The following is a 22,608-nucleotide window of genomic DNA, read 5'->3' as shown; positions in this document are numbered from 1 at the left end:
AAAAATCTTAGCTAAAACCGCAAGCTACCGGGCTTAATTAATCGTTCAAATTATAACGTAATTTCATTTTTTCAGAACCGGCAATGACCATATCGCCGAGTAATTTAGTTTGTAACTTCATCGCGGTATCGGCCAATTGTTGGTTAGCCGTTTCAAGATAGGCCGTGACGTCTTGGTGGTTAGCCAAGTCAGCGTCGGTATCATTCTCGATTTTACGGTAAGCACTCATGGCTTCGAGTTCGTAACTATTCCGCATATCCACGTAAAAGTCGTAGTCGGTGTCACCCAAAAGGGCGGTTGTACAGCTTAACCAGTACATGTGGTTGAGATTAAAGGTGCCGTCCGCATCTTTGTAGCTAGCTGGCGTGTCATTGACATTTGCATAGAATGGTACGACCGTGTTGAAGGTATTGGCACCAAAGGCTAACCAGTGAATACCGGCAACAGCAGCGGGGACGTTGTTGCGAATCTGTAAGATGTGCACATCGTGGTTACGGTTGATCCCGATTGGCCGGAAAAGGGTTTTGTCAGCTTCAGAGCCACTCCCGTAAACATCGTATTTCGTGTTTTCAAAGTGAGAACTCAAAACGAACTTGACGTCTTCGATAGAAATCTTACGGTTAGCATGGCAGATGAATGGTAAGTCTTGTTCCATTGGATCTTGCACAACGTCCGGCGTGAAGTATTTCTGACCGAACCAAGCCCGGGGGTTGTTGTAAACCGTATCTTTGATTGAAGCACTTCCAAAGATGTGCCGCAAGTTGACACGGTCAAAGTCAGGATTCAAGTGGTAATCTTCAATTAATTGTTCAAGGTCAGCTGAAGCTAAGGTATCATCAGCGTTAAAATCGAAATCGTCAATATTCATGCGGTTCGGAGCAACCACGTAAGCATCGTCAGGAATACGTTTAGCAGCCCAGTGGTGACCACCAATGGTTTCTAACCACCAGATTTCGTCTTGATCAGAAAAAGCGATACCGTTTGGTTCGTAAGTCCCGTATTGTTCAAGCAGGGCACCTAGACGAGTAACGCCTTCCTTGGCGCTGTGAATGTATGGTAATACTAGGGTGCAAAGGTCTTCTTCACCAATTCCGCCGGCAACGAAGGGATCGATTCCCAAGATACGCGAGTTCGTGGTGATGGTTTCGGTTGCGGACATGGCGATGTTCTCACTGTTGATCCCTGCTGCTGGCCAGGTCCCATTGGTCAAGATTGAGTTGGGAATTGAAGTATACCGTAAGGGATTGTCAGGTAAGTCGACTTCGACCTTACTAATGACGGACTGATAGTGCCGGGGTTGATCTGCGGGATTGACCACAACTAATCGTTCGGGGTCTAGGGCTTCGTGACCATCATCGTTTCGTGAAATAATGGTCGAGCCATCGATTGAGGCTTTTTTACCGACGAGAATCGTGGTACATGAACCTTTAATACGTTTTTCCATGATATTAAAACACTCCTTTTAAGCTATTAATATCATTATACGCTTTCTGAGCGGGTCGGGATAGAACGGGCTTTTTTGAGAATATAATTAATCCCGCTAATACTAAAACCGGTGACCGCCGCAATTTCACGGTAAGTCTTGCCACGTGCCCGTAACTGGTGAACTTGCGCGTGGCTGGCATGTTGTGGTGTGGGGCTAGGCGTCTGGATTGACGGAACCACCGCTGGCACCGTAGCTGGTAGTGCGATCGGTGCAGGCGGTGTAGTGATTACCGGCGTTTGGTGAGTTAGTTCAGCAAGCTTAACCATGACTAATTCAGTTGTCTGAACATCCCAAATGGCGTTATGCTGGTGTGGATTGCTGATATTAAAGAGTGCGGCTAAGCCATTTAATGGCAGATCATGGCTACCGACCTTATGGTTGCCACGATTGATCAAGGTATTCGTATAGGCTTGGGCATCAAAAATCGTGACCGGGCGACTGACTAGCTGCTGTTCGGTGGGGGTCAATTGCTGATAATACTGAGTTAGTAATAATCGAATGTGTTTCATGTCCTGTGTCTGATCCCAAAAAACGAGGGGGAGTTGTGGCTGGATAACTTGCTGGATAAATGCTTTTAGAATCGTCAGGGGGTCGCCTTGCGCCTCGTAAGCGACGGTCGTTAAGCCAGTTGCTGATAAACCGGCCAACTTTTTGTCAGGTAAAAAGTTAGGATCATCGAAGTAACGATTGAAAAAAGGCGCTGTCTGCGTATGATGGGAAAAACCGATGGCACTGAGCTGGAAGATACTAGCCCGTAATTCGGGTGATTCGATGACGTGCCAACTGACGGCTTTAGCGGAGCCATTACGACGAAAGCGAGTGCCGAACTCGCAGTCGATGATTACGTAAGCGGTCGGACATTCACTCAATTCCGTTGGTGAAGGTAGGATCGTGGGTTGGCTTAGTTCACCGGCCGGCTGCGCAGGGGGAAACTGGTATCCCAGCGTCGCCAGAAATTGAACGGTATCCTGCCCGAGCTGGTTATTGGTTACTTTAGCGACCTTCTTTTCAGTTAAGACAATTTCTTTACGCGCCACGAATAAAATATGATAGCGCTGCTGTTCATCACAGATAATTTCGGTCACGTTGCCGGCAAGGTTGTATTCTGAAGCGAGTGCTAATTGATGGTCCTTTTGAATACGGTAAACGGGATGGTTGACAAAGTATAGACAATTCAAGTTATTTGAGATCTTACGCTCAAGTAAGGTTAGGTTCGTTGGCATCATCGACAACAGCTCCTCTGATCTAAGTACTTATATTTTAGCGGCTTTGTACATTAGCTGGCTAGTGTTTGCACTGCAGATCGAACCATGAATTTGGTAATCACGAATTGGTGCCTGGTGTTATAGTGACCGTAGAGTGCTAGTTGTGCGTCAGGTTGGAGTTGGTAAAATAAAGTCAATGCATGCTTGACGATGATGCAGTTGATGGGCATAGGCTCGGTCGCCTTTAATGGCGTGACTTGTAAGTACAACATAAAGGGGTCCAACTTTAATATCTTGCTTTTATTTAAATACTTAACGGTTAGATTTTTTGACTGCATGCTAATCACCTCAATACGAGTATACGAACATACGTTCTTAAATGCAAGCAAAATAACTGCGTTAACAAATTTATTTTAAGATGAGCGCTAGGTGCACTGGACTGATTCGAAATAATTTATTAAAAATCGCAACGAATCAGGCAAGTCACGGGGAAAAAGCTACAAAAAATTGAGAACTCTTGGTATGATGAATAGTAGTGAATGAGAGGAGGCCGAGTCATGGATCGAGGACGACGCGCAACGCTGGAAGAACGAATTGCGATCGTAAAGTATACGCTGGACCATTGCAACGATTATCGAGAAGCCGCTAAGCATTTTAATGTTTCGTATCCACAAGTCTATACATGGGTACGAAAATATCGACAACACGGCATGGAAGGTTTGGTGGATCACCGTGGCCGACCCAAGCAAGGCTAAGTCAGCATTGTACATATAAACTGTGTGGGCGAGTGCCCTTTGATGGCCAATCTGACATGGTCGTTTAATCGATATCGGTCTCTTTAAAGTGTCCGTTCCTATAAAATCAATAGGGACGGGCACTTTTCGGTATTTTGATAGTTTTCGTGGCGCAAGTGCGACTTAACGTACCTAGTGATTACCGGGGCGCGTTCTTGTCATGGGCCGGTATTCTCGGTAGAATGAGAGTATTAATTCAAAGAGGGAGTTTACGTGTGATGATTGACTTAGCGGCGGCACAGCAAGTATTAAAGACCACGTTCGGATATGATGAATTCCGACCGGGGCAAAAAGCAGTGATTGAACAAGTGTTGGCCGGTGAAAACACCCTAGCGATTATGCCGACTGGGGGTGGTAAGTCATTATGTTACCAAATCCCAGCGTTACTTTTTCAGGGGCTGACCGTCGTTGTCTCACCATTGATTTCTTTAATGAAAGATCAGGTAGACGCGTTAAATGATAATGGCATCGCGGCGACTTTTATTAACAGTTCACTGGATTTCCAAGAGATTAACGAACGGCTCCAAGAACTACGGGCGGGGGATTATACCTTACTTTACGTGGCACCCGAGCGGTTAGATTCGGATTACTTTATTCAAGCGCTGGGCCGGTTGCCCATTCAACTGTTAGCAATTGATGAGGCCCACTGTATTTCACAGTGGGGGCACGATTTTCGTCCCAGTTATTTAGCGCTCAGCACGGCGATTGAACAATTGCCGACCCATCCGCAAGTTCTAGCTTTAACGGCGACGGCAACTGAGCAAGTTGCTGCGGATATTTGCGGCCGCTTAGCGATCGATCCACAACATGAAGTGAATACTGGTTTTGCCCGCGATAACTTGGATTTGACGGTGGTCAAGGACCAAGACACGGACCGTTACATTTTAGATTATTTGAAAGTTAATCATGGTGAAGCCGGGATTATTTACGCCAGCACCCGTAAAGAAGTGATGCGTCTGACGAGTTTGTTGCAAAAGCATGATATTAAGGCCACGCCGTACCACGCTGGGCTAGATGATGCGGTTCGGCGGCAAAACCAAGAGGATTTCTTGTACGACCGTGTTGACGTCATGGTGGCAACCAACGCGTTTGGAATGGGCATTGATAAGAGTAACGTGCGTTTTGTGATTCACGCGCAGGTCCCCGGAACTTTGGAAGCTTATTATCAGGAAGCCGGTCGGGCTGGCCGGGATGGGTTACCTAGTGAAGCGATTTTGATTTTTCGACCGGTTGATATTCAACTTCAGCACTTCTTTATTGATGAGTCGGAGATGGATACGGAGCACCGACACCTGGCGTATCAGAAGCTACAGGTGATGACACGGTATGCGAATACCCAGGGCTGTTTACAACAGTTTATCTTGAAATACTTTGGTGAAAAATCCGCGCCGTGTGGTCGGTGTAGTAATTGTACTGATCAGCGAGAATCACAGGATATCACCACGGCAGCTCAACAAGTCTTATCGTGCGTCGTTAGGCTTCATTCCCGGTTCGGTAAAGGGGTCGTGGCCCAGGTATTGACGGGCGCTAATAATCAACGGGTCCGCGAATCGAACCTCAATACGTTGTCGACGTACGGGTTGATGTCCGGGCAGCGACAGAAGAGTGTCGTGGAACTGATCGATTTTTTGACTGCGAGCGGTTATTTGCAGTCGGTGGGTGGTCAGTATCCAACGCTGACAGTCTCAGCGAGTGGAGTGGCCGTGCTTAAAGGAACGACCACGGTACACCGAAAGACGGCCCAAAAGGTGCAGCAGACGGTGCCAGAGAACAGTGCCCTCTTCGAACAATTGCGGACACTTCGGCGCCAATTGGCGGAAGAACAGGGCGTACCACCATTTGTGATTTTTTCTGACCGGACGCTTCATTCGATGTGTGACCTGATGCCAGAAGACGATGCAGCTTTCTTAACGGTCAAAGGGGTCGGGACCAGCAAACTTGAAAAGTATGGTGAAACCTTTATGGCGACGATTCGAGCGGCAGCTCATGCGGAATCAGCAACTAGCACCGATGAGGAAACCGATTAGATGGCTGATTGGTAAACTACGAGATGAAATGGAGTAACACGTATGGAATTTACTTGGCAACACCAGGGACAACCAATGGCAATGAAACGATTCTTGACGACGCATGCCATCAGTATGCGAACAATCAAGGCAATCAAGCATGGCACCGGCGCGTTTCTTGTCAATAATCAAGTTCAAACGGGCGTTATTACCATTCATGATGGCGATATTGCGGGAATTCAACTACCAGACGAGGCACCGGATACAGCGGTAGTCGTCAGCGAACAACCAATCCAAATTGAGTATGAAGATGCTAATTGGCTCGTTCTTAATAAATCAGCCGGGTTAACCAGCGTGCCGGGGCCTAGTAATCGGACCGATACGTTGGTCAATCGAATCAAGGGTTATTTGATAGCCAGTCATGCCAGTAATCAACGACCGCACCTGGTCACGCGGTTGGACCGGGATACGAGTGGCCTTGTGTTAGTTGCTAAACATCGGGTGGCGCAGGGGATGTTGACAGAGCCCCGAATTGCGGCGCAATTAGTGAAGACGTATCAAGCTTGGATCGAAGGGACCATTACGCCGGCTAGTGGCACAATTGATCGCCCGATTGGCCGGGTGGCTGACAGTCCTCGGCGAGTGGTCACCACGGCGGGCCAACGCGCCATTACGACGTATCAAGTGGAGGCGGACCAATTGCAGCATAACGTGAGTCGGTTACGGTTGGAACTTGTGACTGGACGGACGCATCAAATTCGGGTTCATCTAACCGCGCTTGGGCACCCCTTATTAGGTGATGCGCTGTATGGCGGTAACTTGGCGTGGATTCAACGGCAAGCCTTACACGCCGCTAGTTTACAGTTCTTTGACCCCTTTTCGGAACAGATTTTACACTTTGAGGCGGCATTGCCAGCTGATCTGCAAGCCTTGAATCACGACTGAGTTCAGTTTAGGACCAGTGACCATCCGGATGAATGGTTAATAAAAATCGGCACTGCTAGAATGCGTTGAACATTCTGGCAGTGCCGATTTTTGGTTGGCAACCGTCTAAAATCAAGCTAACGTTTAGCGGGTAAGTTGCAGGCCCGCGTTATCCTGAAGGTTGCGGTGACTATTGAATGAGGCGCTAGTGCTTACGACTGACTAAGTGGCGCGTTATCAGCCGTTAGCGTCGCAAAAGTTGCCTGTAATTGCTGTAATGGTGCGGTTAACGTGAGAAAATAAATATGCTCGACTCCGTTACTGCGCATATCAATGACCCCAGCTTCACGCATTAAGCGTAGATGATGTGAAACGGCGGGGCGTGAAATATTGACCAAGGCGGTAATATCAGTAACGTTGAGACCATTATCACTGTTCCCCAGAGCAATGATAATCTGACGCCGAATTTTTTCGGCGAAGATATTAATTAGTGTGGCACTTTCAATAAGTGCCGTTTCGGATTGTTGAAAATTAGCCATGGTGACTGCGTCCTTTCAAATTCAATTTACACTTAAGGACTAACTCCCCCCATCGGCAGTACGCTGAATTAGTTGTTAAGTGTTGGTATGACAGCTCGATTGTTCAAGTTCTGGTGAAATAGTTGCAGCCAAGAAAACTTTAAGTCTACAAGTTGTCAGTTAGACTAATTGTTATTGGAACGTTCGTACTTATGTATAATTAAAGCAAGTCGTTAATCGATTGTCAAACCTTTTTGTTAAAAGTAAGTACTATTAGCGGGTTTAACAATTGCTGTTCGTTTGATAACCATATTTTTATGTTGAAATGCGTTAAAATAAAAATAGCTTTTGAATGAATGATGGGAGTGGAAAATGTGAAAGTCTTAGGAATATTAGGTTCGCATCGCGCTGATGGCGTGACTGCCCAGCTACTGCAAGCCGTCTTAAAGGGGGCCGCGGCCAGCGCTGACACGGAACTAGTCAACCTCAACGATTATGAGTTGCGACCAGATCACGATAGTCAACCGAATGCTGACTTAGACGCGCTGGAAGCAAAATTAATGGCGGCGGATGTCTGGGTATTAGCTGCACCAACCTATTTGGGGAGCTTATCGGGGGTAATGAAAAACTTCTGTGACTGTTTTCGGGGGCGGATCGCACGGTTTAATTCCGTGGGTGAAGCAGTACCTGATCGCTTTAAGAACAAGCATTATGTGACGATCACGGATTGTTACGCGGGTGGTATTGAAAATTATTTGACCGGCGTGACTGACGCAACGTTTAAAACACTTGATAAATTTTTGACGATGGGTGGTCTCATCAAATTACGGGAGATTGTCGTAACTAAAACGTGGGGTATGCAAACCATCACAGCTGCTAAGCAAGCAGAATGTGAACGGGTCGGCGCGCGGGCTGCACATAAAAAGGAAAGGGATGACAGTACGGTGAAACGGTATATTCAATTATTCTTCATGATTGCGGTGATGGCACTACTAACCATGGGAATCGAAGCGGGGATTCAACAATTGATTCCGCTGAACAATTTTTGGGCCTACTACGGCGTCTTTGTCGTCGTCTTTTATGTTCTTTTAGCAATGATTTTACATTTCTTCACTGTTGTTAAACACCGGCGTCGTTAAGGGATACGGCATGTGCATTCAGCAACAACGACATTAAAATTCAATTGATTAGCAAGCTGGGCTTGGCGTCTTAATCGCCGGAGGTCAGCTTGTTTTGCTATAATAAGAACAATTACGAAGTACCAGCGATTATTTCAGTGTCTACGCGTATAATTAATATGGTATCGTCGAATTAGAAAATGAGGACACTTGGTACTGGTTGCCAGGCGTATGAACCATAATTAAAACATGTTAAATTAGATGAATTTTTATTTGGCAGCATGCTGTGATTGGTTTCGGTTTTGGCGCATCCAAGCTGCCGGTTTTTGAATCTAACTTTGTCAAAAACTAATCATGGGTCATGCCCAAAAACGTATTATTGATTTCAAAATTAATTTTGTTAAATAAAGGCTGTCAATCAAGGTACGAGGAGGAATAGCATGCAAGTTTTTGGACAATTTATTGCAACAGTCGGTTGGCTAGGATTGGCACTAGTCGCCAGCGAACTAGGTGCGACGTTAATCCATTGGCTCGGTCAGTGGGTCGGATTTCGATTAATTGGTGCTCGAATTGTCCGGATTACCGGTTTTCGACTTCAATTAAGTCGGGTTCGTGGTCATTGGAAATTAGAACGACCGCTGACGCGTCATCCACATATCGTGGCAGCACCCCCGGCGGATGCCAAACGGTTCAATCACGCCATTTATTGTTTTGGCGGTGGCCTGTTCAACTTACTGACGGTCATGCTCAGTTTAATAACTCTGAATCAATTTAAGTTTAGTTTCGATTTATGGTTGTTTTCGTTCATTATTTGGATCTGGGTCAATACGTTGAAAGCCGCCCAATTATTACCAATGAACTTGCACGGTTATCCCACGGCGGGCCAGGAATTTCGGCAGGCACGCGAATCAACGGCGGCGATGACCGCCGCGTATGTCACTGCGTGTGCTGCGGCCGTTAAGGTTCAGACTGGTAGTGTCCGTGACCTTGATGCGAGTATGATTGTTATGCCGCGCGATGGTGGCAATCGGAATTATTTAGTCGTCCGGCAAGCCTGGTTGATTCTGGAATGGGGACTTCAACATGGGCTGGACACCCCCGAACTGTTAGCGGGGTTGAGTCGCTTGGAGCCAAGTTTCAATACGTTGCCGCCAGCTGATTTGGCGAAGTATTTAGATGCGACATTGTACTGGAACTTGGTCACCAATCATCGTGACCCCCAGATCATAGCCTGGTATCAAGATGATGGTGTTCAACAGTTATTACGTCGTTACCAACCTTTGGCTCATTATAAGTTAACTGCCGTTTATGAATGGCGGGTCCATCAGCAACCTGAACAGGCCCTGGCATTGATTGAAAAGGGACTAAAAATTGCTCAGCGCCTCCACGATGAGGAAGAAATTGCTTGGCTGAAAGCTTTACGCGTTCAAGTAACGGCCTAGATTACCGTAGAAACTTAGATTCTGTTAAAGATTGCCAGAATCGAAGTTTGTATTGGAAAATGGGTGGTAAACTGGTGACCATTGAAGTGAAAAAAGGTGAAAATGTGAAACAGCGAATCAAGCAACGGTGGGGGTTGTGGTTAACACTGCTGGTGATTATTTTAGGACTAATCGGGGTTGGATTGACCCGAGTTAATGCGGGACTTTATCAGCAGACAGTTGCACAAGTGACCCACGTGCAGACTAAGAGTCGAAGCACGACGACGGATGAATTTGAGAATAAGGATGCGACAGTGACACAGTTGGTAACGGTCCGGGTGCTCAATAAGGCACATCGTGGTCGAACTTACCAGATCAAGAATACGTATACGCGCTCAGGCGCAATGGATCAGCCGTATCACGTCCGTAATCAAGTCTTCTTACGGATTCCTAGCGATCATAGTAGTGCAGTGACGATTCAGGGGTTAAAACGAGATACCGCATTGGCGTTTGTCGCGTGGTTAGCCCTAGCACTGCTCTTGTTAATTATGCGTTTCAGCGGTCTGATGGCCTTTTTGAGTGTCGCGCTCAACGCTGTACTATTTTATGCCGCCATTCAGATCGATTTAGCTACTAATGGTGGTCACATTTACCTGCTCTTTGGCGTATTGGCCGTAATCTTCGCCGTGCTCACACTGTTGCTAGTTCTCGGTTTTAGTCGTCAAATGTTAGTAACATTGGGTGCGACTGTGGTTGGCACGGGACTGGCTGTCATTATTAGTCTGATCGTCTTTGCGGTGACCCATGAGCGTGGTGTGACTTATGAATCGATGCAGTACGTGACGCAGGTTCCCCGACCGTTATTTTTAGTCGAAACAGTCCTCGGTTCACTCGGAGCAGTCATGGATGAATCAACAGATATTGTTGCTTCATTGTTTCAATTGAAAACGGAGCGCCCGGACATTGCACCACGACAAGTATTTAAGTCGGGTATTCAAATTGGCCGGTCTATTATGGGACCCTTGATCAACGTGCTATTTTTGATTTTCATGGCGGATACTTTCGCGATGACTTTGCTCTATTTCCGTAACGGCAATAGCTGGGGTTACACTTTTACAATGAATATGTCGTTGGGGATGGTCCAAAGTTTGATTTCTGGTATCGGTATCGTTTTAGCGATTCCAGTAGCCAGTTGGTTAGCCAGTCGATTGATGCCTAAGGCGGTGATGGCATGAACACGATTACCGTTTTAGGATTGATCTTACTAGGATTGATGACATTAATTGGTGGTAAGACTGGAGCGACGGCCTTTTTGAGTTTGTTATTTAACTTTGGATTGTTGTTTTTAGCCGTTGTTTTGATTTCATGGGGCTTTCCAGCAATGGGGGTGTCGTTGGTCATTGGGACAATCATCTTGGCCTTCACGATTTTCTTTGGGGAGGACAACGAAGTGGCGGCCAAGCCAGCTTATATTGCAGCATTGATTGTTATGGTCATTTTAGTGCTGATTATTTTTCCCGTTGAAAATTGGATCATGGCGCAGGGCTTTAGTTTAGAAGATAGTGAAGATCTGGAAGGTATGTCGTTAGCCATTGGGGTCTCCTTTATTGGCGTAGCAGTAACTGAAGCAATTTTAAGTACACTAGGGGCCATTGCGGAAGCTGCTATTGCGATTGCGGCGGGTCTGAGTGAAATTCTGGCGCAGCATCCGCAGTTGCCAACTAAGCGACTCTATATCGATGGTATCAGTATTGGTAAGCAGATTATCGGGACGACTTTTAATACCTTGTTTTTCGGCTTTTTTGGTGGCTTCTTGGCGCTATTTATCTGGTTTGCGGGCTTACATTATTCCTTCGGGAGTGTTATCAATAATAAAATATTTGTTGCGGAAGTATTAATGGTATTATTCTCGTTAATTGGCGTTATCCTGGTAGTTCCCGTCACGACGTGGGTGATGACGATTCAACATCGGCAACAAATTAAGCACAACGATTGACGATGACCGCGGGATTTGCTACGGTTGAGAAAACAGTTGGGAGCGTTGTGATGATGGAAATTCGAACGGCACAACCGCAAGATAGTGCTCAAATTGCACCATTGATTGCGATGATTTACCGTGATATGGAAATGCCAGTCTTAAAAAATGTTAGCGAGGCCGACCTATTGGCAATGTTGACTGAGTTGTATCAGCGACCGGCCAATTTAGATGGGTTAGCGCAGACTTTTGTGGCGGTCATGGCTCACAAAATCGTCGGTGTCGCGTTCGGGCACTTAGCGAAGAATGAAGCCGCTGTAAACGATTTGTTGCGGACGACTTCAGGTCATCATGCGGGGTTTGAGGCACCACTGGAATTAGGTGGTGAGACCCGGCCGAATGAGTGGTATTTAAGCATGTTGGTAGTTGATCCGCAAGCTCAGGGCCACGGAGTTGGTAGTGCCTTACTAGAAGCATTACCAGGACTCGTTGGTCAACTGGGGGCCACGAAACTGAGTTTAAACGTTGATGATGGCAATCCCCGAGCAGCTAAGTTATACCACCGGCATGGTTTTGTCCCGGATGGTCAGCTCATGATTGGCACACATCCGTACCAGCACTTGGTTAAGCCTTTATCATAATAACTGAAATATCGTGGTGTGTTTCTTAGACCACGGTATTTTTTTACGTCATTATGGCACTGAAGACTTTTCTATTGAGCATGACACAGTTAGAATTAAACTATTGAACGGATTAGGAAGGTGAACGTGCCATGCAGATTTATTTCATTCGTCACGGTCGAACACAATATAACTTAGAACACCGATTTCAAGGTGGACGAGCAGATTCCCCGCTGGTTGCTAGCGGAATCGATGGGGCAAAGGCCGCTGGTGATTACTTAAGAACCACCCAATTTTCAGCAGTATATAGCAGTCCGCAGCAACGAGCGCTGGATACGGCGAAATACATTGTGGCTGCCAATCAGTGGCAACCGTCGATTCAAATCGACGATGGCTTGCGTGAGTTTGATTTTGGTGATTGGGACGGCAAACAGGAAGCGGAAGTACAGCCGCAGTCCTACGCCCAAGTTATTTTTACTAAACCCGCCGAATACCGACCGGAACTAGCTGGCGGTGGCGAAAGTTATGCGGATTTTGTCACCCGAACGACTTCGACGCTACATCGTTTGATTGATCAAGTTGGGGTAGCTAGCACGCAACCACTATTAATTGTATCGCACGGCCTGGTGACGACGATGACTGTCAAGGCGTTAATGGGTGTCCCCGTAGCAGAATTACGAGCACCTTTTGTGGTCGATGGGCAAGTTATGAAGACAGTCGGCCACGGAATCGTGGATAATGATAGCCTGACAGTGTTATCGACGACGGATAATCAGCATTTTGAACTGACGACTTGGAATGAAACCGGGTACTTGAAGTAAATGGCTGAGCCAAGTACAACGCCTTACTTTAGCTGTTAACTTGACTCTGATCGATAAAATTTTAAGTAGTTAGTAAAGGGACGCTTCTGGCATGGTTTGTCAGGAGCGTCCCTTTGAAATTAACGGTTGATTCAAGTTATTTGTCTGTGTTCCGGTTCAAAACTGTTGTTAATATGATTTATAGTGAGCGCTCGCACGTGATAGTGCTTTACCACAGCCCACTAAAAATACTAGCTGCCGCCACGCCCCAATAATATTCGGAGGTGCGGGCGGTTTGGGTGTAGAGTGTGTTAATTGCTTGGAGTGGTTGGTGCATGTGATCACGCATGACGCGCATTGCCATGCCGTTAACTTTAGTGGCAATTAATAAATAGTTACCGTTCTTGTCAAGTTCCATAGCATAGCGAAGTAAGTCAGCACGAACTTGTGCGTCTTGTTTAACTTCAGGATCATTATAGGCAACGTCGATTTGTTGCATCAAACGCTTGGCTTTATCATTTTTGTTCACGTTAATCCCCCCATGCCAAGAGTATAGCACAAGTCTCAGACTTAAATGTTAGCTTAACGGGAAACCGCCCGCATTTCGGATAGTAAAATGCGGGGCGGTTTTTATCAGTCCGCTTGTTTTTTACATGTGATTTCTGCAACGTGATACTGGTGATTTTTGATATGCCCTGGTCGCTAAATTAACGCGGCCGCCATCACTTGGGCCACATCTTGGCTTTGCCAATACTGATCCACTAATGGTGCGAAAGCGTGGTTCAAGCCCTGATACTGAATAAACGTGGTCGCAGTATCGGCAGCGGCCAGGCGTTGTGCATAAGCCCAAGCTTGTGGTCGGAAGGGATCAAACTCGCCGACCATGATCGTGGTTGGTGGTGTCATTGTGAAGTTTTCCTGGTGTAGCGGTGAGATGAGTGGAGAATGTGAATCAAAGTTCTCTGGAACATAATAATCCGTCATGATGCTGTCAAGTTGCCGAAAGAGGTCGTGATAGTTGGTGAGAATGGCACGCTGTGAGTCAATAATCGGAAAGGCGGCCAAATCCCAGAGTGGACCGGCGTGGTCAGCATTTGGGGCGGTAACTGGGTACAACAGCAGTTGTTGATTGATACGATTGCTACCGAGTTGTTGATTCAGATTTGTTGCAGCCATGATGACGTTAGCGCCAGCCGAATCGCCAGCAACGGTAATCATTGTTTCAGCGTCACGTTGTTCCAAATATTGGAAAATCGCGAGCCCGTCTAAAATACCAGCGGGTGCTGGTGCTTCTGGCGCTAAGCTATAATCGACATTAAGAATCTCGCAGTGACTTTTAGCTGCGACCAGCTTTAAAAGGACCGTATTATTGCCGGGAACACCGCCGTAAAAGGCACCACCGTGGAAGTAGACCAGTACTGTGTGATTAATGACATTTTGTGGTGTCAGCCATTCAACGCTGACCGTGCGATTCAGAGCCGTAATATTTCGACTTTGAACTGTAACCGCATCACCAACAGGGTCCGCGATGGCGGGGGTTAAACTACCACTGCGGAGCGCCGCTAGATCATTTTCAAGGATGGCTGGTTGTTTGAAGGCCGTTAGTGTTTGAAGGACGTGCGGGTCAAATTGTTCACCGGCGATGTCGTTGTTAAATGGTTTAACGATTTTGACGACGCCGTTGACGGTTGTTTGAATCGAATTAATTGTTGGCATCATATTCAACATCCTCCTTAGGTTCAACTTTAGCCGCTGCCTCGGCCTTGTTGGCTTGTAATTCTTTTTCGTCTAACCGATAGAATTGCATCATGAAAATCATCGCGGCTAATAAAATAATCGGCATCCAAATAAAAGCGAGATTAATAAATGTAATGGTTCGTCCGGACTGTACAGCTGCCTTGGCATTGAATTGTCCCCATGCGAGAAATTGACCGGCTAGAAAACCGCCAATTCCCATTCCTAATTTGGCGCCAATCATTGGTACGGCAGATAAGAATCCGGTTTCATTTAGGCCCAGTACTTTCGTTGAGTAGTCAACGGTATCTGATAGCATCGCGAAGACAATCGTGAACGTGATCCCCATCGCAATCAAGAAAATGACGGAGCCAGCAATTAGTAGGCTCACACTACGCATCTTTTCAGCGATTGGCAGCAGTAGTTGGCCGATAACGCCCAGTACGAGTGAAAACTGCAAAACGTTACGGTTCTTAAAGCGTTGTGATAGGAATGGTACGGACAGGTTCCCGATGACGGAAACAAAGCCAATCCCCAGGAAAATTGGCGCTAATTCAGGCCGACCGTAGACGTATTTGATAAAGAAGATCGCTGAATTTCCCCGTAGCATCCAGAAGGTTTGTAGCAGAATGAATGAGCAGGCTAATAATAGCCATGGTTTGTTGCTAGCCGCACCCTTCAAGCTTTGCCAGATTGAGAGTGATTCGGCTGACTCAGTGGTACCGTCTGGATTTTGTGCACCGTTAGTTTCCTTGAGATTGAGAAAAGCAAAGATGAAGAGTCCCATGATAACGAGGCCTAAGATAATAGCCCAGAGGGTGAAACCTTTCGACTGATTGCCTTTGCCGAGTAATTTAACCATTGGCAAAGTGATGGCCGCCACTGCACTGGTCCCGATGGTTGTCATGACCATCCGAGCACTCGCTAACTTGGTCCGCTCAACGCTATCATCAGTCAAGCTTGGTAAAATCGAAGTAATGGGCGTGTTGGCACCAGAATAAATCAGGCTAAAGAAAGTGTAAGTGATTGAAATGTAGACGAGTCGCATTGTGGTATTGCCGCCAAATGATGGAATCATGAATAGCGACATGGCCAGCAACCCTAACGGAATGCCAAACCACACAAAGTAGGGGCGCGATTGTCCATACTTCGTGTGTGTATGATCAATCAAATAACCATAAATCAATGCATCAAACGCATCAATGAAGCGCACGACGAAGAACAGCATTCCTGCAAAAGCAGCTGAGATGCCCGCGACCGTTGTGTAATAGAACAGTAAGTAAGTGCTGACCATTTGCCAAATAATATTACCGGCCATGTCAGTGGAACCGTATGCAATTCGGCGTTTCCAAGTTTGAAAAATTGACATTATAAATCCCCCCAAACGAATTAAACTTAAACTAACAATGATAATTAACCCCTTTTATCAACATAATTATATTTCCAAATTAGGTGAATTATCAAAGATAGGCGATAGTTTGGCTGGTTAATAATCGAAAGGTGGGTGCATCTTTTGTACAAACACGACTGATGCCTGTTTTGTAGCGCTGGTTGGGAGAAAGCCAAACAAGCAAAAAACACCCCCAGCAACGGCCAATCAAATTAGCTGTTGCTGGGGGTGTTAATGGTTAAAGACGCGTGTCGCGGATGTCACCAATTGTTAACAGAAATAGAATTGAAAATAGCCTTGTCGGTCAGTTCTGTTTTGACCATTAATCAATGGTTGGTTTCAGAGCTAGTGCTTTAGCGGCTTCTTCACTGTCATCAAAGTGATGCTTAGTCCGGCCGATGATTTGATAATCTTCGTGGCCTTTACCAGCGATTAAAACAACGTCGCCGGGTTGTGCTGCTTCAATGGCCTTGGCGATGGCAACGTGGCGGTCTTCGTAGACGGGCACGTCGGCGTTTGGCACGCCGGCAACCATGTCATTTAGAATCATGGTTGGGTCTTCCGTCCGAGGATTGTCAGAAGTAAAGATTGGCTTAGTACTGTGTTCGACAGCAATTTTAGCCATCTTTGGCCGTTTCGTCTTGTCGCGATCACCACCACAGCCGACGACGCAATAAATATCCTTAGTCGCGAAATCTTGAATCGTTTCTAGGGCATTCAATAAGCCGTCCGGAGTGTGTGAGTAGTCAACGATGACACTGACACCCGTGTGGGAAGGAACGGATTGGAAGCGGCCCTTAACGCCGGTAACCTTCTCCAGTGACTTAATGATTTGGTCTTCGGGGATGCCACTAGCGTAAGCTGCGGCGAAGGCCGCCAGCATGTTGTACACGTTGAACTGGCCAATCAGTTGCATCGTCACGTGGGTTACGTGGCCGAAGACGGAGAGGTCAAATTCAGTCCCGTGGCTCTTGATTTCAACATTTTGTGCGTTGATCATGGCATCTGGTTTGAGTCCAAATGTTAGTACGTGCGCTGCCGTATACTGTTCAAATTCACGGCCAACGGGATCATCGGTGTTCAGAACAGCGACCTTATTAGTTCCGTCGGCGCTGTACTTATTGCCCAGTTGTGCAAAGAGCATGGCCTTGGCTTCCGTGTACTTAGCCATTGTTTTGTGGAAATCCAAATGGTCTTGCGTCAAGTTCGTGAAAACGGCGATGTCGTAATCAATCCCCCAGACCCGTCCGAGTACGAGGGCAATTGAAGAAACTTCCATGGCGACAGTTTCAACACCGGCATCCCGCATGGCCGCTAGAGTCCGTTGCGTTGTGATGGCGTCGGGGGTGGTGTTGGCAGTTGGCAGTTTTTCATCCTTGATTTTGCGATACATGGTCCCAATCAGGCCGGTGGCTTGCTGCTGATCACGATAGATTTGTTCGATCAGGTGGGTGACAGTGGTCTTACCATTGGTACCCGTCACCCCAATCATCCGCATCTTTTGACTAGGCGCACCGTAGAAAACGTCGGCAAGAATTGCCATAGCGCGTTCGGTGTTTTCAACGTAGATGACCGGTACGTTGACGTCTAAAGGTTTTGACGCCACGATGATCTTGGCCCCTTTTCCGATGGCCTGATCAACGAGGTCGTGACCGTCGACGTGATAACCAACGACGGCAATAAACATGGCGCCGGGCTGAACTTCGCGGGTATCCTGCGTCAGCATGGTGACATCAAAGTCCGTGGTCAAGGCGGGCTGAACCTGCTTGAATTTTAAACTATTAATTAATTGACTTGCTTGCATAATATTAGCGTCCTTTTCAATAAAGTTACTGTTTCTAGAATACATGCAAACCGGATAATTGTCACCCCAAATGAGAATTGAAATTAAGCTTGTAATCGCTCGGTACATGGTGTACTGCTGGTTGAACGTGCCATCTCCAGGCCAATCTAGGTCAACAAAAAAGCCCGGCAATTAAGCCGGACTTGCAGGGATGGTTATTCGATTCCTAAGAACTCATCATGTAAGGCGTTCATGGCCGCTTTTAAATCGGCTTCCTTAACGAGCACCCAGATGGTCGTATAACTATCGGTCGATTGTAAAATATCGATATGTTGTGCAGCTAATGCCGAGACGATCCGAGCAGTGACGCCGGGTGTCCCAGTGATACCAGCACCGACAACGGAAACTTTAGCACAGTTCGCAATTGACTGACAATGGACGTGCGCGTCAGTCAGTAGTTGCTTGGCAACGTCCGCGTCACCATCAACCAGGTTGAAGACAACTTGGTGTGGTGTAATGTTAATAAAGTCAACACTCAAACCGTGCTGTGCCATCAATTGGAAAATGGCACTTGAACTTAACGTATCGGTAGGAACAGTAAATTGCGTCAAATCAGTTTGGTGTGCAATCCCTGTCACGGTACGATAATGTTCGATTTGGGTCGTGGTCCGGTCAGTGACTAAAGTCCCTAATTCGTCGGGTTCCTGATAAGTTGACCGAATCCGCATCGGCACGTGAGCTTGTTCTGCAATTTCAACAGCACGCGGATGAATGACCTTAGCACCTTCATGGGCCATGTTAGCAAGTTCTTCGTAGCTGATGGCCTTAATGAAGCGGGCGTGGGTGACGAGTCGTGGATCGGCAGTCATCATGCCGTTGACATCAGTAAAAATATCAACACGTTTTGCTTTTAAAGCGGCGCCGAGGATGGCTGCTGATGTATCGGAACCACCACGGCCAATCGTAGTAATGTGGCCGCTCTCAGTAGCACCTTGAAAACCAGTTACGACTACCACGTCGGCGTCAATAAAGGCGTCCGTGATTGGTTTCGGATCAACGCGGAGAATCTTCGCATTTTGAAAATCGTCGTTAGTCACGATGCCAGCATCATGACCAGTCATGGCCGTGACGTTTAGGCCTTGCTTACGCGCTAACTCGGTAAAGACAGCGGTCGAGATGGTTTCCCCAACTGAGACCAACATGTCGAGTTCTCGATTGGTTAAGCGGGAGTGCTCGGCCCCAACTAATCCGAGTAATGAGTCGGTGGCGTAAGGGGCACCTTTCCGGCCAATTGCTGAGACAACGACAATGACTTTATCGCCCTGATCGACGGCGTATTGAACGTGCTTTAAAGCTTGAATACGGGCGGCTTCGTCCTTGACTGACGTGCCGCCGAACTTTTGAACAATAATTTCCATTGATCTAAAACTCCTCGACTTTTTCCGCAACGGCGTTAGCTTCGGGGCTATCCATCAAGTGGTCAGATTCGACATAGAGTCGGTGCCACATCATGAAGGTGAGGACCGTCCAGAGTTTCCGAGAATTATCCCGAACGCCGGCCTTGTGGTCATCTAAGAGTTTCAAGAAGTAGTCCTTATTGAAGTATTGGTCAGTTTGCGAATCGTTAATGATCTGCTTAGCCCAGTCGTACATTTCATCTTTGAGCCAGAACCGAATTGGTACTGGGAAACCAAGCTTTTTACGGTGAAGGACGTGCGCTGGCACGATGTCTTCGACCGCTTTACGAAGAATGTACTTTGTTGTGCCGTGACTAATTCGAAGATCAGCTGGAATTTCGGCTGCTAAGTTATACACTTCACGGTCAACAAACGGGGTCCGCAGTTCCAAACTGTGCGCCATCGTTGTCCGGTCGGCGTTATGCAACAAGTCACCGTTTAACCACGTGTGCATATCGATGAATTGCATCCGACTGATTGGATCATAGTCGACGGATTCATCATAGAGCGGTTGCGTGATGGACTGGAACGGATGGTTCTGATTGTAATTCTTGAAGAAGGCTTGTTTTTCTTGTTCACCAAAGATAAAGGCGTTCCCAACATAGCGATTTTCTAATGGGGTGGTCCCTCGTAGTAAGAATGACCGACCACGCATTCCCTCTGGCATCATGAGTGCGATACGCTTCAAGGCACCATTAATCGGTTTCGTGTAGCGGAACGGTTTCAATGATTCTGGTTCATGATAGATGGTGTAGCCACCGAAGAGTTCGTCAGCGCCTTCACCAGTCAAACAAACCTTAACGTGTTTGACCGCTTCTTTGGCTAAGAAATACTGCGGCACAGCGGCCGGGTCAGCCAACGGATCATCCATGCTCCACACAAAGTGCGGGAAGGCCTTCATGAAGGCTTCAGGCGTAATCGTCATGCTGTAATTCTTAACACCAAGCTTTTCAGCGGTCTCTTGAGCAACGTCAAGTTCACTATACCCTTCACGTTCGAAACCAACGGAGATCGTTTCAAGGTTTGGGTTGAAGTTTTTTGCAATCGCGACGATGATTGATGAGTCGATCCCGCCTGAAAGGAAAGAACCAACTGGTACATCGGAACGCATGTGAATCTTAACGGAGTCAATTAAGGCATCTTTGATTTTTTGGGCATACTCGTCTTCAGAACGTTGGACCGGATGGAATTCACGGTGATAATACCGATCGATCCGTGGCGCAGACCCCAACTTTTTCGTCAAGGAGCAACCAGGGGCGAGCATTTTGATTTCTTTTGTGAGTGTTTCTGGTTCAGGAACAAATTGGAACGTCATGTAATCTTGTAAGGCATTTTTATCGAAGGTTTTATCCTTTAAAATCTTGTAAATGGCCTTGCTTTCAGAAGCATAATAGAAGTCATCGCCACTGATAGCGTAATAGAACGGCTTGATCCCGAACTGATCGCGCGCGGCAAATAACGTTTTTTCTTGTTTATCCCAGATGACGAAAGCAAACATTCCCCGTAAGTACTTCGTTGCGTCAGCGTGGTACTTGGCGTACATCGCAAGAATTACTTCAGAATCGGAGCTTGTTTTGAATTCATAGCCTTCTTGTTTGAGTTGTTCACGTAATTCAACGTAGTTATAAATTTCCCCGTTAAATGTCATCCAGTAACGTTCATTATCATAAGATAGTGGTTGGTGACCACCGGCTAAGTCAATGATACTTAAGCGCCGAAAACCCATGGTAATGTTGTCATCAGCAAAATAACCGTCATCATCGGGTCCCCGATGGACAATCATTTTAGTCATTTCGTGGATGGTCTGATCGTAAGCTGCGTTATCCGCTTTAGTCCGATCAGTTAAGCAACCAGCAAAACCGCACATGTCTGTTCATCTCTCAATCTTTAAAGTTTAGACAGTTCTTATCTACTATATGTGTACAGATGGTTCGTTGTTAATTTACCCGTTTCATTCACGGATGTAAAGCACTCTGAACAATTATAACGGTTTCTTACCAATGTCTGTCATAATTATGCTTGACAATCCGCGACGTACACTTTGACTATTATACTTGCTTTAATTCATAAGATAAAGCGGAGCGCGCAGATGGAACGCTTTCATTGATAAAAATTTCATGTTGCGCGAAACGTCCAATCAGTTAGATGCCGGTTCCTTGGCGGAGCGGATTTCTACTGACTATTTGGTTAGTTCGAATTGACCGTTATTGACATGACACATTTAGATGCTGATTGCCGGCCTTATGGCTGAAAAAGTCACAGAAAAATCCCGCAAACTCATGCACAAATTTGCGGGACGTTTAAGTGGGAATATTAAATTAGATGTGCCCTTGCGCTCTAAGCCCAGCCAACTAGGCGCAATACGGCCATGGCAACGATGCCTGTTATAACGACGGCTAGTAAACTTTTGGTGAGCACTCCTGCAAGAATGGCAGGAATTGAGGCATAAATATTTGGGAGATTAAATTCTGGCCAGTGTCCCGCATGGTAGGTGAGCAGACTTTCAACAAAAATAGCGGTCATAATGGCAATTGGCACAAATGATAAAAAGCTGATTAGCCATTGGGGGACTGACAGATTTTTAATGATGGCAAACGGGACAATGCGTGATAGCCAAGTCACGAGGCCGCAGAGTAAGATGGTCACAAAAATGTAAGTACTCATTTATGGTCCACCACCATTCCAAAACCGCAACCGAGTAGCGTCGCAAAGATCAAAGCCAAGTTGCCCGGAACCCAACGCATGAGAAAATACATGGCGAGGGCCACAAATAGTACGACCCACAACTGGGTCGGCAATGATTTACTGCGATCCGTGATGATCTGCAAGTAAAGTAAACCAATGAACATACCAACAACGGCGAAATCCAAGCCGAATTGGTTAGGGTCAGTAATCAAGTTACCTAAAAGGCACCCCACCACTGTCGCGGCTGCCCAAACCAAGTAAGCCACAATGTTAGCAGCGTGTAACCAACTCGTTTTTAATTGTTGATTGGTCTGATTGAGCTTGTTCATGCTGAGCGCGAAGGTCTCATCAGTTAGTAACGATCCCAGTCCGATATTTTGCAATAACGACTCTTTTTTGAAATATTGAGCGACTGACATGCTCATTAAAATCATGCGTGAATTAATCAAAAAAGTGGATAAGACGATTGCCGAAATCGGACTACCTGCTAGGAGCATACTGACGATAATAAATTGTGCGGAACCAGCATAGACGATTAGTGACATGAGTAGAACGGCCCAAACTGATAGGTGACTCGTGTTGGCGACAATGCCCATTGCTAGGCCAACGCCAATGTATCCAAAGACGGTGGGAATGACATCTTTGATGCCCGCGCGAAAGGTTAAACTAGAATCCATAAATGTACGACCTCC

Annotated in this window: 20 protein-coding genes; 9 read left to right on the top strand and 11 right to left on the bottom strand. The window is 46.6% G+C overall.

Features of this window, described 5'->3' with window-relative positions; translation table 11 throughout:
• Window positions 1-37: 37 nt before the first annotated feature.
• Both E5260_RS11515 and E5260_RS11510 read right to left on the bottom strand, forming a co-directional pair.
• Complete coding sequence (locus E5260_RS11515; RefSeq protein WP_003641197.1) at window positions 38-1,444, bottom strand: C69 family dipeptidase; 1,407 nt, start codon at window positions 1,442-1,444, stop codon at window positions 38-40.
• Between the two features lie 35 nt (window positions 1,445-1,479).
• Window positions 1,480-2,712, bottom strand: a complete 1,233-nt coding sequence (locus tag E5260_RS11510; RefSeq protein WP_003641198.1) for an RNA polymerase sigma factor sigma-70 region 4 domain-containing protein — start codon at window positions 2,710-2,712, stop codon at window positions 1,480-1,482.
• 536 nt (window positions 2,713-3,248) lie between these two features.
• On the opposite strand from E5260_RS11510, the gene E5260_RS11505 reads away from it, so the two are divergent.
• The 3 genes from E5260_RS11505 (at window position 3,249) to E5260_RS11495 (ending at window position 6,436) form a co-directional block, all read left to right on the top strand.
• Entirely contained in the window at window positions 3,249-3,446 is a 198-nt protein-coding gene (locus tag E5260_RS11505) for a helix-turn-helix domain-containing protein (RefSeq protein WP_003641200.1), read from the top strand.
• 257 nt (window positions 3,447-3,703) lie between these two features.
• Entirely contained in the window at window positions 3,704-5,512 is a 1,809-nt protein-coding gene (gene recQ / locus E5260_RS11500) for a DNA helicase RecQ (RefSeq protein ID WP_015379962.1), read from the top strand.
• 42 nt (window positions 5,513-5,554) lie between these two features.
• Window positions 5,555-6,436 carry an RluA family pseudouridine synthase gene (locus tag E5260_RS11495; RefSeq protein WP_003641202.1) on the top strand — a complete coding sequence of 294 codons (882 nt, stop codon included), beginning with the start codon at window positions 5,555-5,557 and terminating at the stop codon, window positions 6,434-6,436.
• Between the two features lie 191 nt (window positions 6,437-6,627).
• On the opposite strand, the gene E5260_RS11490 is transcribed toward E5260_RS11495, so the two are convergent.
• Window positions 6,628-6,954 carry an ArsR/SmtB family transcription factor gene (locus tag E5260_RS11490; RefSeq protein ID WP_003641203.1) on the bottom strand — a complete coding sequence of 109 codons (327 nt, stop codon included), beginning with the start codon at window positions 6,952-6,954 and terminating at the stop codon, window positions 6,628-6,630.
• Between the two features lie 335 nt (window positions 6,955-7,289).
• Here E5260_RS11490 and E5260_RS11485 point away from each other — a divergent pair, with 335 nt between their 5' ends.
• The 6 genes from E5260_RS11485 (at window position 7,290) to E5260_RS11460 (ending at window position 12,888) form a co-directional block, all read left to right on the top strand.
• On the top strand, window positions 7,290-8,072 hold the full coding sequence (locus tag E5260_RS11485; RefSeq protein ID WP_003641204.1) for a flavodoxin family protein: 783 nt from the start codon (window positions 7,290-7,292) through the stop codon (window positions 8,070-8,072).
• Window positions 8,073-8,491: 419 nt separating this feature from the next.
• Window positions 8,492-9,493, top strand: a complete 1,002-nt coding sequence (locus tag E5260_RS11480) for a hypothetical protein (protein ID WP_003641205.1) — start codon at window positions 8,492-8,494, stop codon at window positions 9,491-9,493.
• Window positions 9,457-10,707, top strand: a complete 1,251-nt coding sequence (locus E5260_RS11475) for a YibE/F family protein (RefSeq protein ID WP_015825265.1) — start codon at window positions 9,457-9,459, stop codon at window positions 10,705-10,707. The genes E5260_RS11480 and E5260_RS11475 overlap by 37 nt, the downstream gene beginning before the upstream one ends.
• On the top strand, window positions 10,704-11,468 hold the full coding sequence (locus tag E5260_RS11470) for a YibE/F family protein (protein WP_003641207.1): 765 nt from the start codon (window positions 10,704-10,706) through the stop codon (window positions 11,466-11,468). The genes E5260_RS11475 and E5260_RS11470 overlap by 4 nt, the downstream gene beginning before the upstream one ends.
• A 2-nt stretch (window positions 11,469-11,470) precedes the next feature.
• Entirely contained in the window at window positions 11,471-12,088 is a 618-nt protein-coding gene (locus E5260_RS11465) for a GNAT family N-acetyltransferase (protein ID WP_003641208.1), read from the top strand.
• Between the two features lie 131 nt (window positions 12,089-12,219).
• The gene (locus tag E5260_RS11460; RefSeq protein WP_003641209.1) at window positions 12,220-12,888 is read left to right on the top strand and encodes a histidine phosphatase family protein; all 669 of its coding nucleotides are present in this window, start codon (window positions 12,220-12,222) and stop codon (window positions 12,886-12,888) included.
• A gap of 208 nt (window positions 12,889-13,096) precedes the next feature.
• Here E5260_RS11460 and E5260_RS11455 read toward each other — a convergent pair whose 3' ends face one another.
• The 8 genes from E5260_RS11455 to E5260_RS11420 form a co-directional block, all read right to left on the bottom strand.
• A complete protein-coding gene (locus tag E5260_RS11455; RefSeq protein ID WP_003641210.1) occupies window positions 13,097-13,426 on the bottom strand; it encodes a bacteriocin immunity protein in 330 nt (109 codons plus the stop codon).
• 143 nt (window positions 13,427-13,569) lie between these two features.
• Complete coding sequence (locus E5260_RS11450) at window positions 13,570-14,586, bottom strand: alpha/beta hydrolase (RefSeq protein ID WP_011101236.1); 1,017 nt, start codon at window positions 14,584-14,586, stop codon at window positions 13,570-13,572.
• Window positions 14,570-15,970, bottom strand: a complete 1,401-nt coding sequence (locus tag E5260_RS11445; RefSeq protein ID WP_003641212.1) for an MFS transporter — start codon at window positions 15,968-15,970, stop codon at window positions 14,570-14,572. The genes E5260_RS11450 and E5260_RS11445 overlap by 17 nt, the downstream gene beginning before the upstream one ends.
• A gap of 343 nt (window positions 15,971-16,313) precedes the next feature.
• Entirely contained in the window at window positions 16,314-17,795 is a 1,482-nt protein-coding gene (locus E5260_RS11440) for a UDP-N-acetylmuramoyl-L-alanyl-D-glutamate--2,6-diaminopimelate ligase (protein WP_015825270.1), read from the bottom strand.
• 194 nt (window positions 17,796-17,989) lie between these two features.
• A complete protein-coding gene (dapG, locus tag E5260_RS11435; RefSeq protein WP_003641214.1) occupies window positions 17,990-19,192 on the bottom strand; it encodes an aspartate kinase in 1,203 nt (400 codons plus the stop codon).
• Window positions 19,193-19,196: 4 nt separating this feature from the next.
• The gene (asnB, locus tag E5260_RS11430; protein WP_003641215.1) at window positions 19,197-21,098 is read right to left on the bottom strand and encodes an asparagine synthase (glutamine-hydrolyzing); all 1,902 of its coding nucleotides are present in this window, start codon (window positions 21,096-21,098) and stop codon (window positions 19,197-19,199) included.
• 470 nt (window positions 21,099-21,568) lie between these two features.
• Complete coding sequence (locus E5260_RS11425; protein ID WP_003641216.1) at window positions 21,569-21,895, bottom strand: AzlD domain-containing protein; 327 nt, start codon at window positions 21,893-21,895, stop codon at window positions 21,569-21,571.
• On the bottom strand, window positions 21,892-22,593 hold the full coding sequence (locus E5260_RS11420) for an AzlC family ABC transporter permease (RefSeq protein WP_003641217.1): 702 nt from the start codon (window positions 22,591-22,593) through the stop codon (window positions 21,892-21,894). The genes E5260_RS11425 and E5260_RS11420 overlap by 4 nt, the downstream gene beginning before the upstream one ends.
• Window positions 22,594-22,608: the final 15 nt, after the last annotated feature.

It is taken from the genome of Lactiplantibacillus plantarum (genome assembly GCF_014131735.1).
Lineage (GTDB): Bacteria > Bacillota > Bacilli > Lactobacillales > Lactobacillaceae > Lactiplantibacillus > Lactiplantibacillus plantarum.
This window is presented reverse-complemented; position numbering and strand designations above follow the sequence as displayed.

What these genes read in the sequence shown, in the direction of transcription:
- asnB (WP_003641215.1), bottom strand. Translation starts at nt 21,098, where the DNA reads ATGTGCGGTTTTGCTGGTTGCTTAACTGATCGGACTAAAGCGGATAAC.
- E5260_RS11420 (WP_003641217.1), bottom strand. Translation starts at nt 22,593, where the DNA reads ATGGATTCTAGTTTAACCTTTCGCGCGGGCATCAAAGATGTCATTCCC.
- E5260_RS11465 (WP_003641208.1), top strand. Translation starts at nt 11,471, where the DNA reads ATGACCGCGGGATTTGCTACGGTTGAGAAAACAGTTGGGAGCGTTGTG.
- E5260_RS11425 (WP_003641216.1), bottom strand. Translation starts at nt 21,895, where the DNA reads ATGAGTACTTACATTTTTGTGACCATCTTACTCTGCGGCCTCGTGACT.
- E5260_RS11440 (WP_015825270.1), bottom strand. Translation starts at nt 17,795, where the DNA reads ATGCAAGCAAGTCAATTAATTAATAGTTTAAAATTCAAGCAGGTTCAG.
- E5260_RS11505 (WP_003641200.1), top strand. Translation starts at nt 3,249, where the DNA reads ATGGATCGAGGACGACGCGCAACGCTGGAAGAACGAATTGCGATCGTA.
- E5260_RS11445 (WP_003641212.1), bottom strand. Translation starts at nt 15,970, where the DNA reads ATGTCAATTTTTCAAACTTGGAAACGCCGAATTGCATACGGTTCCACT.
- E5260_RS11480 (WP_003641205.1), top strand. Translation starts at nt 8,492, where the DNA reads ATGCAAGTTTTTGGACAATTTATTGCAACAGTCGGTTGGCTAGGATTG.
- E5260_RS11460 (WP_003641209.1), top strand. Translation starts at nt 12,220, where the DNA reads ATGCAGATTTATTTCATTCGTCACGGTCGAACACAATATAACTTAGAA.
- E5260_RS11450 (WP_011101236.1), bottom strand. Translation starts at nt 14,586, where the DNA reads ATGATGCCAACAATTAATTCGATTCAAACAACCGTCAACGGCGTCGTC.
- dapG (WP_003641214.1), bottom strand. Translation starts at nt 19,192, where the DNA reads ATGGAAATTATTGTTCAAAAGTTCGGCGGCACGTCAGTCAAGGACGAA.
- E5260_RS11470 (WP_003641207.1), top strand. Translation starts at nt 10,704, where the DNA reads ATGAACACGATTACCGTTTTAGGATTGATCTTACTAGGATTGATGACA.
- E5260_RS11495 (WP_003641202.1), top strand. Translation starts at nt 5,555, where the DNA reads ATGGAATTTACTTGGCAACACCAGGGACAACCAATGGCAATGAAACGA.
- E5260_RS11510 (WP_003641198.1), bottom strand. Translation starts at nt 2,712, where the DNA reads ATGATGCCAACGAACCTAACCTTACTTGAGCGTAAGATCTCAAATAAC.
- E5260_RS11490 (WP_003641203.1), bottom strand. Translation starts at nt 6,954, where the DNA reads ATGGCTAATTTTCAACAATCCGAAACGGCACTTATTGAAAGTGCCACA.
- E5260_RS11485 (WP_003641204.1), top strand. Translation starts at nt 7,290, where the DNA reads ATGATGGGAGTGGAAAATGTGAAAGTCTTAGGAATATTAGGTTCGCAT.
- recQ (WP_015379962.1), top strand. Translation starts at nt 3,704, where the DNA reads ATGATTGACTTAGCGGCGGCACAGCAAGTATTAAAGACCACGTTCGGA.
- E5260_RS11515 (WP_003641197.1), bottom strand. Translation starts at nt 1,444, where the DNA reads ATGGAAAAACGTATTAAAGGTTCATGTACCACGATTCTCGTCGGTAAA.